Below are 13299 nucleotides of genomic sequence, written 5' to 3'. Positions count from 1 at the left end.
TCTGGATCCTCCAATGCGAGCGGCACCTGGTCTGGAGGATCCGTTGCAGGTGGCGTTGCGGATGGTGATCGCCGCGACTCGCGGTGATGACCCTGGCTCAGCGATCCAGGCTGCGTACGAGGTGCTCGAGCGGACGAGTGTCGATGTTGCGGTCCGCGCGTCTTTGCACCTTGCGGTGATCGCGGCGCTGTCGGGGGGTTCATCGCGTGACGGGTTCCGGGAGTCGGCTTCGCGACTGCTCACCAACGAAGTGTTCGCCAAGCTCGTAGCTTCGGTGGAGGTGAGCGAGGGTGCGTGAGGCTACGAGGTACGCCGCGGTGCCTCCCTACGTCGCGAACTGGCTTCTCGGGAAGGTGCCGCCGCAGGTGTGGCGAGAGGCGATCGTCGCTGCGCAGGTGAATGCGCCGCCGGGGTTGTCGCGGGACCTTGAACGCGCCAGGGATCAGCTTCAGGCGTCGGCGGATCAGTGGATGTCGATGCTGCAGCAGCGGGGCGGTTTCCCGAAGGAAACTCCGGGCGCGCAACAGGTCGATCACGAGGGAAAGTCGGAGTGTCCCTCCTCGGATCCTGCGGGCTCGCTGTCGAGTTCGGAGGCCGCCGACCTCCTGGGGGTCACGCGGCAGTACATCGGGCAGCTGGTCAACCGCGGGGCCCTCAGGGGGCAACGGGTCGGGGGACGGTGGCTGATCGACGCGGCGTCGGTCGTTGAGCTGAAGCACACAAAGGAGCAAGCGGATGGGGAAGGTCTCGGAAGCTGAGGTCGATCGCGCGATCGCGCACATGGTCGGCCGCGAGAGTCCGGCGGTTGCGGCCCCTGCGGCGGGGGCGACCGCGGACTTCCGTCGTGTCGGTCTGAGCGAAGCGGACGCTGCGAAGGCAGCGAGTGGCCTGGAGCGAGGCGTGTACTCCTCGTTCGCGGAGGCTGCGTCGCTGACGTCGGCTTTCTCGACGACTTCCGGGGCGCTGGACCACGAGCTGGTCGAGAGCGTGGGCCGTGCCCGCCGTGTCTCCGACGACGTCTCTCGCCACATCCATGAGGCACTGCAGGGCAAGTCCGCTGCGCAGGCGCAGTCGCTGCTGAGCAGGATCGAGGCGGCCCTGCTCGGCCAATCGCCAGGTGGCGAAGCCGCTGTGGTGCCCGCGGAGAAGCGCGCCGAGGTGGCCGAGTCGTTCAAGACGCTGCGTCAGTTGGTGGATGGACGATGAGCGTCGAGCGCGAGGCGCTCCTCAGCGGGGTCCAGCGGTGGCTCGCCGCCGAGCGCGAATGGGCGTCGAAGGTTCGCGAGGCAGAGGCTGAGGCCGACGATCTGAGCCGGTCGATGGGTGGTGACGTACTCGACGCACCCGAGCGGGCCACTGAGCTTGCCACGAAGCTCGCTGCCGCTCGCGCATCCCGTGAAGTCGCCGAGGCATCCCGACTGGCGGTCGCCCCTCGGCTCGTTGCCGCGCGGATCGCGGTGCTCGAACATGACGCAGCCGCGTACGAGGCCGAAGCCTCCGCGATCCGTGTCGAGCTGGAAGCGCACCAGTCCAAGACCACGCGCCTGCTGGCGCAGCTGCGACGGCACGAGGGCGAGTTCGTCTCGGTCGAGCAACACATCAGCACGATCCAGGACATCGCGTCGTCCACAGAATCTCTGTTCCTCGACTCGCGCTACTCCGTCCAGAAGCGGTCGAAGTCGTCCATGATCATCGAGCGCCTCCAACGCACCGATCTGCGCGCCCGGGTGCTGAGGATGCTCATTGCGGGCGACGACCCTCGACCGGAAGTCTCCGCTGTCGCATCCATGGTTGACGGGAAGGTCTTCGGAGTACCTGCGAGCGAGTTCTGGCCCCCGGCGGTGGCCGGCGATGCCGCGATCTGGACAGTCGGCGAAGCGGTAACGCGGCGCCCTGACCTAGTAGCAGTCTCATGACGTCGCCCAGGCCCGCCGCTCGAGGGCGGAGCGCGCGATGAACGACCTCAACGACACCTCGACCTCCGACCTCGAGGGGAGACCCGCGCGCGTGGTGGGTCTGACGCGTGTGTCAATAGAGCGCGCGACCGAGATGCTTCTCGCTCTCGCGGATGGCGCGGAGGGAACTCGGTCGCTGGGTGCCCCGCTCGAGAAAGCGATCAGCGACGACAGCAGCCTCGACCTGGCCTACGTGCTCGCAGGCATGGCTTCCGTCGCGGTCCGAGAACTCGCTTCGGCTGTCGGTCAAACGGAGGCCACGGTCGTGGGGGTTCTGCGGGCGCGTCTTCTCTTCGTTTACGCGAGGGAGGGCTGAGCAATGGCGTCGGTGAACGTGGACACCTCCGACCTCGACCGGCTGGCGGTCGAGCTCGCAGTCCTGGTCCCTGCGGCCGCGCGAGCGCGGGTTCGTGTCGCCGTGCAGAAGACCTCCGATGACATCAAGCGCGACGCGCAGGCGCTTGCACCGGTCGACACCGGCAACCTGCGGTCGTCAATCCATCGCTTGACGATTGACCGAGCTTGGGCAGTCACCTGTCGGGTCCGCGCGGACGCGGACTACGGCGTTTACGTCGAGTACGGAACCTCCACCCAGGCTCCGCAGCCCTTCATGGGGCCGGCGTTCGACCGCCACGTCGGTCCGTTTGCCGATGCAGTGGCCCAGTCCGCTGGGGAGTGGTGGTCATGAGCGATCGCAAGGTGACCGTGCTCGTCACGGCAGACATGTCGCAGTACCGGACGGCGATGCAGCAAGCCTCGCGCGACACCGCAGCTCTCGGTGTCCAAGGACAGAGGTCCGGCGGACAGGTCTCCAGTGCTCTCAAGATCGCAGCCGGGTCGGTCGCGACGGTCGGCATCGCGAAGCTCGTCAAGGACTCGGTGCAGCTGGAGGCCGCGTACTCGCGGACCATGCGTCAGGTCGCGCAGCAGACGAAGGCGCCCAAGGCTGCGATGGCCGAACTGGACGACCTGGCGATGAAGCTCGGCGCCGACACGGTGTTCTCCGCTCAGGAGTCCGCGTCGGCGATGCTCGAGCTTGCGAAGGGTGGCCTGTCGCCGGCGCAGATCCAGGCTGGCGCGTTGAAGAACTCGCTCACCCTGGCGGCGGCGGGTAGCCTGGACCTGGACGTGGCGGCGAACTCGGTCGTCAACACGATGGGCGCGTTCCGGTTGGAGGCGTCGCAGACCGACGAGGCGGTGTCGGCTCTCGCGGGCGCCGCGAACGCCTCGAGCGCGGACGTCTCGGACATCACGCAGGCGCTCGCTCAGGCCGGCACGGAGGCCAACTCGGCGAGCCTGTCGGTGCAGGAGACCACGGGCATCCTGGCGGCTTTCTGGAACGCGGGCATCCAGGGTTCGGACGCGGGCACGTCGCTGCGGACCATGTTGACGCGTCTGGTGCCGCAGACGAAGGAACAGGCTCAGGCGATGGCCGAGCTGGGGCTGACGTTCACCGACAGCAACGGCGAGTTCGTGTCCGCGACGCAGATCGCCGAGCGGCTCCAGCGCACCTTCGGCGGCATGTCCGCGAAGGAGCGGACGGCCGCGTTGACGACCATCTTCGGTGCTGATGCCCGCCGCGCGGCGAACGTCCTCATCCAGGAGGGCGCTGAAGGGCTTGAGGGCTACATTCGGCAGACGTCGGACCTGGGCGCGGCGCAGCGTCTCGCGGATGCGTCGATGTCGGGCACTTCGGGAGCGCTGGAGAATCTGTCCGGGCAGATCGAGACCGCGAAGATCCAGTTCGGCAAGGGTCTGGCGCCCGCGATCGTCGAGGTCGCGGACCGGCTCTCGGACTTGGCCGCCGACGGAGACTTCGAGGAATGGGGACGCAAGGCCGGGGACGCAGCGGTCTGGCTCGTCGACACGCTCGGACCGGCCGCGGAGTCCACACTGCCCGCTGTCGCCACGACGATGGGCATCGCAGCCGACGCAGCTGAAGCACTCGCCCCAGCCGTGAAAGCCGTCGCCGACGCCTTCAACGCGATGCCGGAGTGGGCTCAGACCGCCCTCGTGACCGGGGCGTTCGCGCGCTACGCCGTACCGAAGGTCCTGCCGGGAGCTGCCGGCGCCGCGGCTGCCGGAGCCGGCGCCAGCGCCGCCGGGTCGGCCGCAGGAGGCGCAGCGCGAGGGACCGCACTGGGTGCCGTCTCCAAGACCGCACTGGGCCGGTCCGCCGGGGTGATCGGCATCGCCGGGATCCTGGGCGAGATCTACAACGACAAGCTCCTCGAGTCCCTGCCGAAGCGGTACGAGGATCTGCGCCAGTCGGCGATGACGGCGAACGAGAAGCAACGCGAGACGCTCGAACTCCGCAACCAGATCTTCGGCGAGGACCTCGGCGGTGGTGGAGGCACCCGTGGAGCGCTGTGGCAGTTCGAGGACCTTGGCGAACGGACCAGGCTCGCCTCCGCTGGCCTGGGGAAGTACGCCGACGAACTGATCAAGCTGCCGGCCGAAGTCACGACCAGGATCGCCACGCCGGGCGCCGTGAAGTCGATCGAGGACGTGGTCGCCCTGTCGCGGCAGTACGGTCTGACGCCCGAAGAGGTCGAGACGATCATGCGGGCGAAGGACTTCGCCACACGCGACATCCAAGAGGCCATCGGCTACCTCTACTCCGTCGACGGCGACTCGGCCACGCTCAAGGTCGACGCGAACACGCAAGCCGCGCGGCAGGCCGTAGGAGGGCTGCTGTCCTTCGCGAACAGCCTGCCTGGGATCAGCATCCCCATCCAGCCGGCTGCAGCCACCGGCGGAGTCGTGCCGCAGGGTTTCGCATCCGGTGGAGTGGTGCCCGGTCGGCCCCCGTCGAACCCGATGCTGGACAACGTCATCGCTCGTGGCCCCGCGGGGAAGACGCTCATGGTGCGTTCTGGTGAGTGGATCATCAACGAGCGGTCCTCGCGCGAGAACGACGAGTGGCTGGCCGCGATCAACGCTGGCCTGAACCTGTCGGACCTGCTGGGCGACGTCCCCGGGTTCGCGTCGGGTGGACAGGTCGACGCGGTCTCCTCCCTCGAGCTGACCCGGCTGCGGATCCGCATGCGGGACCTGCAGCGGTCGTTGAACGAGCGGGAGAAGTACGGCGAGAAGCCGAAGGGCAAGGACACCCGCCCGACGCGGTACGTGCTGCGTGGCCTGGATCGGGTGGAGGCGCGGCAGGATCTGATCGAGACCCGCCGCGAGTACGCGGGCACGCTGCGCGCGTCGCGGGATGCCCGTCGCCGGGGCATGAGCCCCGATCAGTACAACGAGTACCGCGACAACCGCGCCGAGCAGCGCCGTCAGCTGCGCGAGGACCGCCGCCAGGCGACCGACTCGTTCATCAGTAGCAACACGTCGATCGAGGGGCTGTCTACGCCTGAGCAGGTGGAGCGGGCGTTGGACCGGTCGATCGCGGACATGGCGACGCTGACGAGTCTGCTGTTCCAGTTGAAGAAGCATGGCGCGGCTCCGTGGCTGCTGCAGCAGCTGCAGGCGGCGGGTCCGTCGAAGTCGGCGATCAAGCTGGCCCGGCATTACTTGTCCGACGCGAACGCGTTGCGGCGTGTGAACGCTCAGGTCCCGACCCTGCAGGGGGTGGCTGGCGCCTACGGCCAGTTGACGACGGATCCGGCGTGGATGGCTGCTCGGGGTTGGTCGGGGAATCTGTCGGCTGCGCAGCGTCAGCAGGTCACGAAGCTCGAGCAGACGGTCACGATGAAGTTCGACGAGACGTCCCTGGCTCGCGAGGTCGCCCGCCTGGTCCAGCACAACCTGGATGCCGGTCAGCAGAGGGTGGGGGTGCTCGGATGACGGCCTACGGTCTGGGGCACTACGGCATCGGCCTCTACGGGATCGCGGTTCGTGAGCGATTCAACGACAGCAACCGAAGGGCGGGTCGCGGATGAGCACGGTTCGCGCTCAGTCGTCGATAACGCCGACGCCTTCATCACCGAGCGCTTCGATGAAGAGTCGAGCTAGGTGGCGCCAGTCGGCTTCAATCGCCCGCTCATCTGAGTGAATCTCCACGGCATCCTGAAGCGTGATGCCTTCCATGGGCGAGTAGGCGATCCACCAACCGCGCTGCGAGCCGTCCCAGGCCGCGAACGCCATCTGCCTGTTGGCGGACTTGCTGAGTCCACCCCAGATGAAGTCGCCGGGAAAAGGACCCGAGATTCCTCGAAAGTTGTTGGCTTTGGGCCATGCGCTCCAGGCACGGTTGAAGGCGAATGCGAACTTCATCTTGTCGGACGACACTGCGTCGACGCCCTCGAGCAGCACCCCGAGAGCGAGCCCGATGACGACGTGCTTCCGCTGAGCGTCGCGAGATGGGGGCATGAGTCGATCGTAGGGTTCGGACCCGACAATTCGTCAGATCTTCGCTTTAGCCTGGACCAGTGAGCCAGTATCCGTGTGCAATCACCCCTGGCGCCGAGGACAAGTCCGGCGCGGTGCGTCTTGGGGTCCGATGGATCCTGCGGCAACAGCGAGAACTCGGTGGGGAGATCTTGCTCGACGTTCCGAACGCCTATGTGTTGAGCGAATGGCAGGGGGTCTCCGCTCTAGCGAAGATGCCGAATGTCAGAGTTTCGAAGCGTGGGCGCGGTTTCCCGAACGGACCGGTGCTGGCCGTGTGGCCCACGGCGAAGGCTTTCACAGAGCTCTTGTCCCACGATCACGACATCCGAGCGATGTGCCTGCTGCCCTGGCAAGCGCCCACGTCGCCATTGCCGTGGGTGACGGCATGGGCGAACGGATCCAAGGCGGAACTGCTGGGAGAGGCGTTCGTGCCGTCCGGAAACGTAGGCCTAGACAGGGCGGTCAGAGCTGGCTTGGAGAGTCTCGCTGGCAATTTAGGCGGGACGCTGGGCTACGGCATGGTGAAGTCCACCATCAAGATCCTGGCCGACGCGCGCCTTGCGATGCCGCCTGAGCAAGTGCGGGCCCACATGTTGGAGAAGGGATGCCGTCCAGAGGACGCAGCTGAGGCGTACAAGCTCTGCCAGCGCGTCGCCGCGGGAGTGAAGCTGCGGTGGCCCGAGGTCGGCCGAATGGACCCCGCGATACTTCGAGAGTGGTCGCAGCGGAATCGGACTTGACCAAGGTCCCGCCTGCGCCTCTGAGAGGAAGAGTCGGTGGGGCTCCGTAGGTTGCCCCCATGGCGCGCCAACGACTCAGCCCCGACCGGCATCTCGAGATCCGTCTGACGACGACCGCTCGCCGGCTAGCTCGCGAGGGTGCGAATCGGGCCGCGGCCGTTGCTGAGCTTCGCGAGATCGCCGCCGGGAGAGCTGACATCCTCTCTGAGGCGTGTGGGATGGCACTGGGCGGGTTCCTGGCTCAGCCAGGCATCTATCACCCGCAGGACCTGCACGCCCCGGCGCTACTGCTCGAAGCCGGCGCGGACTGGACGCTCGAGGCTGGGTTCGCTGGTCGGGCTCGGCGTGCAGTGGGCGGGCGCCACACGACTGCGCGCAGCGCGGTCCACTAGCCGGACACGCTCAGCGGATGGCGTGCGACGCGCGCATCATGGGTGTTGGTACGCTCGCAGTAAGCAGCATAGGAGGCGCCGCTCTGAACGCTCAGCACGACTGGGGAGACCTGGCCGCCCTTATGCCCGAGGGCGGGCGACGATACGCACGTGCGCCGATCGTTGAAGCATCCATCGCGATCGCGATCAGCGAGACACTGAGCGACGCGTCCGTGCTCGAGAGCGCTTTCACCGAGGGCTTCACTCGCGAACCAGCTTTCGACGTCTCCAATGAGTTTGAGGTCATCGGCGACCAGGTCATTGGGACGACGACCGGCGAGGTGAACGGTTACGTTTTTCGATCGGATGACTCAGCTGTGCGAATCGGCACGATGCGCGATGCATTCATCGGGTCGTCGTTCAGTACCTATGAGACGTGGGAGAAGTTTTCGAGCAACTTGGAAGCGTACTGGTCGCGCTACAAGGAGCTCGCCGAACCGCGGTTTGTCAGCGGGATTGCCGTCCGCTTTGTGAATCGCATTGACGTCCCAAGCGAGTCCATCGAGTTCAAGGACTACCTGCGGACTTCCGTGGATGTGTCTTCCTACCTTCCCCAGTCCGTCACTAGTTTGTTCATGCGAATCGACGTCCCGCTGCCCAAGCATGGGGCGGTGGTGGGTATAGTTTCTGCACTGGCGCCCCAGGCCTTGGATGGGCACACCTCCCTCCTGCTCGACATCGAGGCTCGCTCAAGCGTTGCGCTCGACGTCCGGGACCCTGAATTTGATGCAAACCTGCGTGGCAGACTGGAAACACTCCGGAATGCCAAGAACTATGTCTTCGAAGCAAGCATCACCGACGCAACACGGAGGTTGATCGAGTAATGGTGGCAGTAAACCCGCGGGTCGACCACGCTCAGCTCTCCATTCTTGCGTATTCGCAAGACGGATCGGCTCCCACCGCGCAGCGGCAGGTGGCCGGTCGCCGTGGTCTCGAGTTAGACGCATTCCGAGCTCGCCGGATCGCCGCTTCGCGCTTGTTCCAAGATCCTCGTTCGCAGCAGCCGCGCTTTGACTGCGAACCCGAAGTTGGCGTAAAGCACGTCAAGCTGGTGCCAATCACCGTCGACGACATTGATTGGTGACTGCGAACGGCCGGCTTGAATCGGCGGACTGGTGGTTTTCCCAGGGCGACATCTTTAGTTCAATGCCGCTGGTGGACACGGCGATCGGGCCGGGAGTGGGTCTGGCAGCCCTACCGCGCGGCTACGCGGTCCTGGTGACGCACGGGTGCGTGCTCGACAAGCAGAACGCACGTGGTGAGTCCCAGGCTGATCACATGACGTTTCTGCGGCTGATCGATGTGGCGAAGCAACCGCAAGAGCGCGCGGCGATGCTGCGCCGCATGGCTGACGATGTCCAGCCCTACCGCGTGATGTACCTCGGGGAGGTCGACGGCTTCGGAGAAGCTTTTGTGGACCTCGGGCAGCCCCTAACCCATGAGGTGTCGGTTTTCCAAGCTTTCCTCAGAGAGTTTCAAGGGGAGGAACGTCGGCTCACGGGTGCGACCAACTCTGATAGGTCTCAGCGTCTGACCTCCGAAGCTGTTGACCTTTTCCACCAGAAATGGGTCGCGCACTGGACGAGGCTCGCCGTCGAGGTCTAGCGCGGCTCGGTAAAGTTCTCCGGCGTCAGCCCGCCCTTAGGCATCTGAAGCTTGGTCCTGGTCTCGCCGGCTCGGTGCGCGTTCCAGGCGTAGATGACGAGAGCGAGGGCTTCGGTCTCGTTGACCCTGCCGCCGGAGACGCGCATCTTGATGACGCGGTTGCGTAGGACGGCGACGGGGGGAGTTGCTCGGGACGCCGTCTCCGTCTGTGATGCGGGCGAGGAAGGCGAGGAGCCGGTCGAACGGACCCCCCCGCCTCACCACCCCCTGACCTGCTAGTCGAGCCAGTCGTCTCCCCAGACAGACATCGGATGCAGTCCAAGCATCTTGATCGCGAGGGTGTCAGCAGTGCGGAAAGACAGATGCCCTCGGACGATGCCGCGGTTCAACTTCCGCTCCAGACGAACCCGGTCGAGGTCCGGCTCCCGCTCGAGACAGGCCCCGATGCCGCCTCGTGCCGCAATTCGCGCGACGAGAGGACCGACAGGGAGCTGCCCCCTTCCCGTTGCGGACGTCTCGGTCGCCTGGACGCTCATCGTGCGGCCCGCATGGCGACCCCGACCGCGTCCCGGATCGCATCGATGATCCGCTGCCCTTCTCCGGGTCGGAGCAGCACTGATCGTCCGTCGATGTCGAACTCAAGCTCCGCTGCTGCCCTCCGCTCGTGCTGCAAGAGCACTACCGCGAGCGACCCGCCCTCGAGCCCGTTCAGCACCGTTCGCATGCCCTCATGAGGCCTGTCGGCGAGAGTGACACCGTCGCCGTGCACGAGGCACCAGAACGGGCACGTCAACGCGCTCATGACGCTGTCCTGGCGTAGGCGCGGTCGAGGATCTTGAAGCGCTGCTCGAGGTCGGTCGTCGAGGCGACGAGCGCGGCCTCCTCTTCGGTCAGGTGCTCCTGGGCGGCGAGACGGTACTCGATGAACGCGAGCAGGGGCGTCGGCGGCTCACCGCTGCGGTCGCCGCGATGCCAGGCGAGCGCCGCCTTGAGCTCGTCGATCGTAAAGTCGGCGAAGGGGTCCGACGGCGTCGACGGCTTCCCCACCGTCGCATCGTCGTGCTGTCGGGTGTTACGGGTACGGTCCTTCATGGATCCGTCCTCCTTCTAGTCCAAGGTTGGTTGGGTCAAGGCCTCGCCGTTGTGCTGGAACACGCGGCGGGGCCGTCCTGCGTTTAGTGCTTCCCACCCCCGTTCCTGCGCCGCTTCTGGTCAGCGGTCCGGAAGACGGAGGCCTGCGAAGCGGACTGTCGCGTTTGTCGACGCAATTCGGTTGTCATGAAAGGCGCGCGCTCCGGTTCGCTGGACGGCGTGTTGGTGGCCTGCATGTAGCGGTCGAGGTCGGCGCGGAGGATCCACCAGGAGCGGCCGTGCTTGGCTGCGGGCAGGACGCCGTCGCGGCATCGCTTGCGGATGGTGAACGCGGACTCGCGTGTGATCGCTGCGGCTTCCTCGACCGTCAGTCGGACAGGCAGATCGGTCATCGAGGGCCTCCTGATGATGAGCCGGCGCCACCGGCAGGGGGTGGCGGGAGCTCGGAACCTATCCCAATCAGCGGGGCGGTCGGGGCGAGGCCTGGTCACGGATGCGGTCACCGACTGACAGCACTCGACGGACACCGAGGGGAACGAGGCTCCCGGTCGGGACGCACTCAGGACTGCAAGTCCGCACCGCAGGGAGCGAGGGGGCAAGGAGAGGACTGACCGCGTTCGGAGTTCGACCCCCACCGGGAGCACTGTGGTGTCCGATGGTCGGCGCTGCCATCCTTTGAATATTGCCGACGATACCCGCTCAGGACTCAAACGGTAGGCCGTATGGCTCGAGTGCGGGATGCAATGCTTGCGCCGAGTAATCGAAGGCATGTCTCCGTAGCGAAGCGCCTCAGCACTTCGACAAGTTCATGGAGCTCGTAAGGGTCGTAGGACCTGTTCGCGTGTGAATAGTCATTCCGAATAACGCGTATTGCGTCAGCCCAAGAGGTAGCAGATTTTTCGTCGAGTTTCGCTTGGATGATGTCAAGTGACCCGACTGCCTCACCAAGGCTACCTGTGCTCCCTTCGTCGATCCAATGAAGCGCTCGATCTAATCCCGAAGGTGGCTTGCGCGCGAGATTCTTCTTGAGAAACTTGCGCTCCGCTGTGGAGAGATACGTTAGCGGCGTTGAGTTCAAGAAGTCCTCACGTTTCAGCGTGAATTTGTCTTCCTCGGCAGCTGTCTTCGCTGCCTCTTCGCTCCGATGCGTGCCTTCCAGGGCCTGGATCAGTGTAAGGAACTGCGCTCTTGGGGTCTGGTCGGTCAAGCTTCCAACTTCGCGACCGAAAGAGTGAATGATGGGATGTCGCATCGCGTCAAGATCGTTCCACTTGCGAATGATTGCTAGGAGACTGTCGCCATCCGGTCCTAGCGCAAGAGCCGATTTGGTCTCCCTGACCTCCTTCTCTACTGAGGCATACGGGGCCTGTGTGACACCCTTCGCGAAAACCTCCCATTTTCCATCATTGCCGTCCTCATCTTCACCTACCGCCGTGACGTGCGTGATCGCTTGACGTTGCCCAATGGAAACAGCCGCCAGGCGATGGATCGGATCGATCCATAGCGCCGAGAATTCGAGGAAAGGCAGGGGCTCGTCGATGTCCAGCTGGAGAGTGGGGCTAAAGAGATGACGAGTTCCGTACAAGTCGGCAGAAGCTGCGCTAGAAGCATAATCGGCGATGAGAATGGCCGACTCGTCTTCCCAAGCGAGTCGCGCTGACGGACTGGGGGCTAGCTCGAAGGTGACGCGTTCCCCGTTGCGAGGTATCTGAATGGCGCGGTCGAGTGGGGCTGTCGCAGTGATCGATTCGAGGCCAGTCACCTGTGTTTTAATCTGGCAGATTCGCGCGGAAGAGTCAGCCGGGTAGCCCTGCCCAACTAGGACGGCCGACGCCGAGATATTGACGCGCTCCGGCGCCCAGACGCGCAGGCGGGCGTTCAAGAGTGTGGCTACCGCGCCGATCGCAAGTTCGCACTTCAGCGCCGGGTGATAAGTCGTTTGAGGAAGCGACGTCAGACCGCTAGCTGAGACTGAAGTCGGAACCTCTGGTCCGTAGCCGTGTCCAGTCGGAACCCGGCCGCCTTCGAGAGTGAGCGTTCCAGGGACTCGGGCTGGCGATTCGTCGGACACGCCGTTGGGGATGAGCCATGTGCAGGAATACTCCCCCTCTTCGAATCTTGGCTTCAACGCCGTCGCAGGATCCACGCCAACAGCCTGTCATCTAGATCCACTGGCGTCGCTCATTTAGCATAGAAAGCTCTCGCGAGGAATTCCCGCACGGGCAGACTCAAGAAGCCCTGGAAGAGTCGACGCGGTCGCTCATGGCAAGCGTCAGGACGATCGCGGCAGCGTCGGAATTGGGCAGTCTGGCCGGCGGGCGTCGTCACGCCTCCTGCAGGGGTTTCGTCGCGTACGCCAGGCAGGACGCCGCATGACACCCGCAAGGCCTTGCTGGAGCTGTTGTGGATCACCACATGCTCCGGGACATCCCGGCGAACGATTCTGCGTAGGCCTCGATCGCCACTCGCGCGCGGTCGGCGTCACCCCCCCGAAGAGTCCCGCCCGCAGAGGGCCCCACGAGGAACCTTCGACACGCAGCTCCTGCGCGATGTCCTCGACCGCGTTGCCTCGGCTGTGGGCGCCGCGCCAAGCGGATCGACCAAACCAGTGAGACCGACCGTAGTAGCGTCCGTCTTCGGCGGTGGCTCGACGAGTCAACACGATGTCCTGCGCGAGCACACCGAGTACGACCTCGGCGCGGTCCCATTCTTGGTCGTAAGTTTCATCGTCGGGAAGCAGATCTCGGAAGTGAGGCCGCAAGATGTGGTGCAGCCACTCCGCCGCGGGAGTGTGGTATTTGCCGACCTCCTTCTGGGCGAACTGGGTCATAGCATCTGCGAACCCCATCGCCTCCCGCGCCGAACGGGCTAGGACTTGGGCGGTCCACTCTCCGCTGCTGAAAGCCGCATAGGGATCGGTTGCTTCGAGCAAGGGCTCCATTTTTCCGTCGTACTTGCTGCGGACAGACTGCTCCACGACCAGTCGTCGGAGGTTGCTCCACTTGTCCGAAGTAGTCGCGGTCAAACCGACGGTGGTCTCAACCGGTAGTTGCAAGACGATGTGACTACTGGAGGTGGGTATGCCTGGTTCTCGTCTGGTCGAGGGTGAGCGGTGGGTGATCGAGCGTGGTT

At 65.2% G+C, this 13299-nt stretch carries 15 protein-coding genes; 10 read left to right on the top strand and 5 right to left on the bottom strand.

Features of this window, described 5'->3' with window-relative positions; translation table 11 throughout:
* Nucleotides 1-49: 49 nt before the first annotated feature.
* From A6Q79_RS01925 to A6Q79_RS01895, 7 genes are read left to right on the top strand one after another with little or no spacing between them, the layout of a single operon-like run.
* Nucleotides 50-298 (top strand): hypothetical protein, encoded by a 249-nt coding sequence (locus A6Q79_RS01925; RefSeq protein WP_286690019.1) that lies wholly within the window; start codon nt 50-52, stop codon nt 296-298.
* Between the two features lie 19 nt (nt 299-317).
* Complete coding sequence (locus A6Q79_RS01920; protein ID WP_286690018.1) at nt 318-758, top strand: helix-turn-helix domain-containing protein; 441 nt, start codon at nt 318-320, stop codon at nt 756-758.
* Nucleotides 736-1206, top strand: coding sequence for a hypothetical protein (locus A6Q79_RS01915; RefSeq protein WP_286690017.1), 471 nt, complete (start codon nt 736-738; stop codon nt 1204-1206). The genes A6Q79_RS01920 and A6Q79_RS01915 overlap by 23 nt, the downstream gene beginning before the upstream one ends.
* On the top strand, nt 1203-1916 hold the full coding sequence (locus A6Q79_RS01910; protein WP_286690016.1) for a hypothetical protein: 714 nt from the start codon (nt 1203-1205) through the stop codon (nt 1914-1916). The genes A6Q79_RS01915 and A6Q79_RS01910 overlap by 4 nt, the downstream gene beginning before the upstream one ends.
* Nucleotides 1917-1953: 37 nt before the next feature.
* Nucleotides 1954-2271, top strand: coding sequence for a hypothetical protein (locus tag A6Q79_RS01905; protein WP_286690015.1), 318 nt, complete (start codon nt 1954-1956; stop codon nt 2269-2271).
* A 3-nt stretch (nt 2272-2274) separates the two neighbouring features.
* Entirely contained in the window at nt 2275-2643 is a 369-nt protein-coding gene (locus tag A6Q79_RS01900; protein ID WP_286690014.1) for an HK97-gp10 family putative phage morphogenesis protein, read from the top strand.
* The gene (locus tag A6Q79_RS01895; RefSeq protein WP_286690013.1) at nt 2640-5753 is read left to right on the top strand and encodes a phage tail tape measure protein; all 3114 of its coding nucleotides are present in this window, start codon (nt 2640-2642) and stop codon (nt 5751-5753) included. The genes A6Q79_RS01900 and A6Q79_RS01895 overlap by 4 nt, the downstream gene beginning before the upstream one ends.
* A gap of 108 nt (nt 5754-5861) precedes the next feature.
* Here A6Q79_RS01895 and A6Q79_RS01890 read toward each other — a convergent pair whose 3' ends face one another.
* On the bottom strand, nt 5862-6278 hold the full coding sequence (locus A6Q79_RS01890; protein WP_286690012.1) for a hypothetical protein: 417 nt from the start codon (nt 6276-6278) through the stop codon (nt 5862-5864).
* Between the two features lie 59 nt (nt 6279-6337).
* On the opposite strand from A6Q79_RS01890, the gene A6Q79_RS01885 reads away from it, so the two are divergent.
* The 3 genes from A6Q79_RS01885 to A6Q79_RS01875 all read left to right on the top strand — a co-directional run bounded on the left by A6Q79_RS01885 (nt 6338) and on the right by A6Q79_RS01875 (nt 9075).
* Nucleotides 6338-7039: a hypothetical protein gene (locus A6Q79_RS01885; protein WP_286690011.1), complete on the top strand. Its 702-nt coding sequence runs from the start codon at nt 6338-6340 to the stop codon at nt 7037-7039.
* Nucleotides 7040-7448: 409 nt separating this feature from the next.
* On the top strand, nt 7449-8294 hold the full coding sequence (locus A6Q79_RS01880) for a TIGR04255 family protein (protein ID WP_286690010.1): 846 nt from the start codon (nt 7449-7451) through the stop codon (nt 8292-8294).
* Nucleotides 8295-8550: 256 nt separating this feature from the next.
* Complete coding sequence (locus A6Q79_RS01875; RefSeq protein WP_286690009.1) at nt 8551-9075, top strand: hypothetical protein; 525 nt, start codon at nt 8551-8553, stop codon at nt 9073-9075.
* Between the two features lie 532 nt (nt 9076-9607).
* Here the strand turns inward: A6Q79_RS01875 and A6Q79_RS01870 are convergent.
* The 4 genes from A6Q79_RS01870 to A6Q79_RS01855 all read right to left on the bottom strand — a co-directional run bounded on the left by A6Q79_RS01870 (nt 9608) and on the right by A6Q79_RS01855 (nt 12313).
* A complete protein-coding gene (locus A6Q79_RS01870) occupies nt 9608-9877 on the bottom strand; it encodes a hypothetical protein (protein ID WP_286690008.1) in 270 nt (89 codons plus the stop codon).
* On the bottom strand, nt 9874-10122 hold the full coding sequence (locus A6Q79_RS01865) for a hypothetical protein (RefSeq protein ID WP_286690007.1): 249 nt from the start codon (nt 10120-10122) through the stop codon (nt 9874-9876). Before A6Q79_RS01865 ends, A6Q79_RS01870 begins: the two co-directional genes overlap by 4 nt.
* A 128-nt stretch (nt 10123-10250) precedes the next feature.
* The gene (locus A6Q79_RS01860) at nt 10251-10559 is read right to left on the bottom strand and encodes a helix-turn-helix domain-containing protein (protein WP_286690006.1); all 309 of its coding nucleotides are present in this window, start codon (nt 10557-10559) and stop codon (nt 10251-10253) included.
* A 314-nt stretch (nt 10560-10873) separates the two neighbouring features.
* The gene (locus A6Q79_RS01855; protein WP_286690005.1) at nt 10874-12313 is read right to left on the bottom strand and encodes a HEPN domain-containing protein; all 1440 of its coding nucleotides are present in this window, start codon (nt 12311-12313) and stop codon (nt 10874-10876) included.
* Nucleotides 12314-13299: the final 986 nt, after the last annotated feature.

Origin of the sequence: Aeromicrobium sp. REDSEA-S32_B7, assembly GCF_001626145.1 — a bacterium.
GTDB classification, from domain to species: Bacteria; Actinomycetota; Actinomycetes; order Propionibacteriales; family Nocardioidaceae; genus Aeromicrobium; species Aeromicrobium erythreum.
Note: the sequence above shows the minus strand (reverse complement) of the source record. Positions and strands in the feature narration are given on the sequence as shown.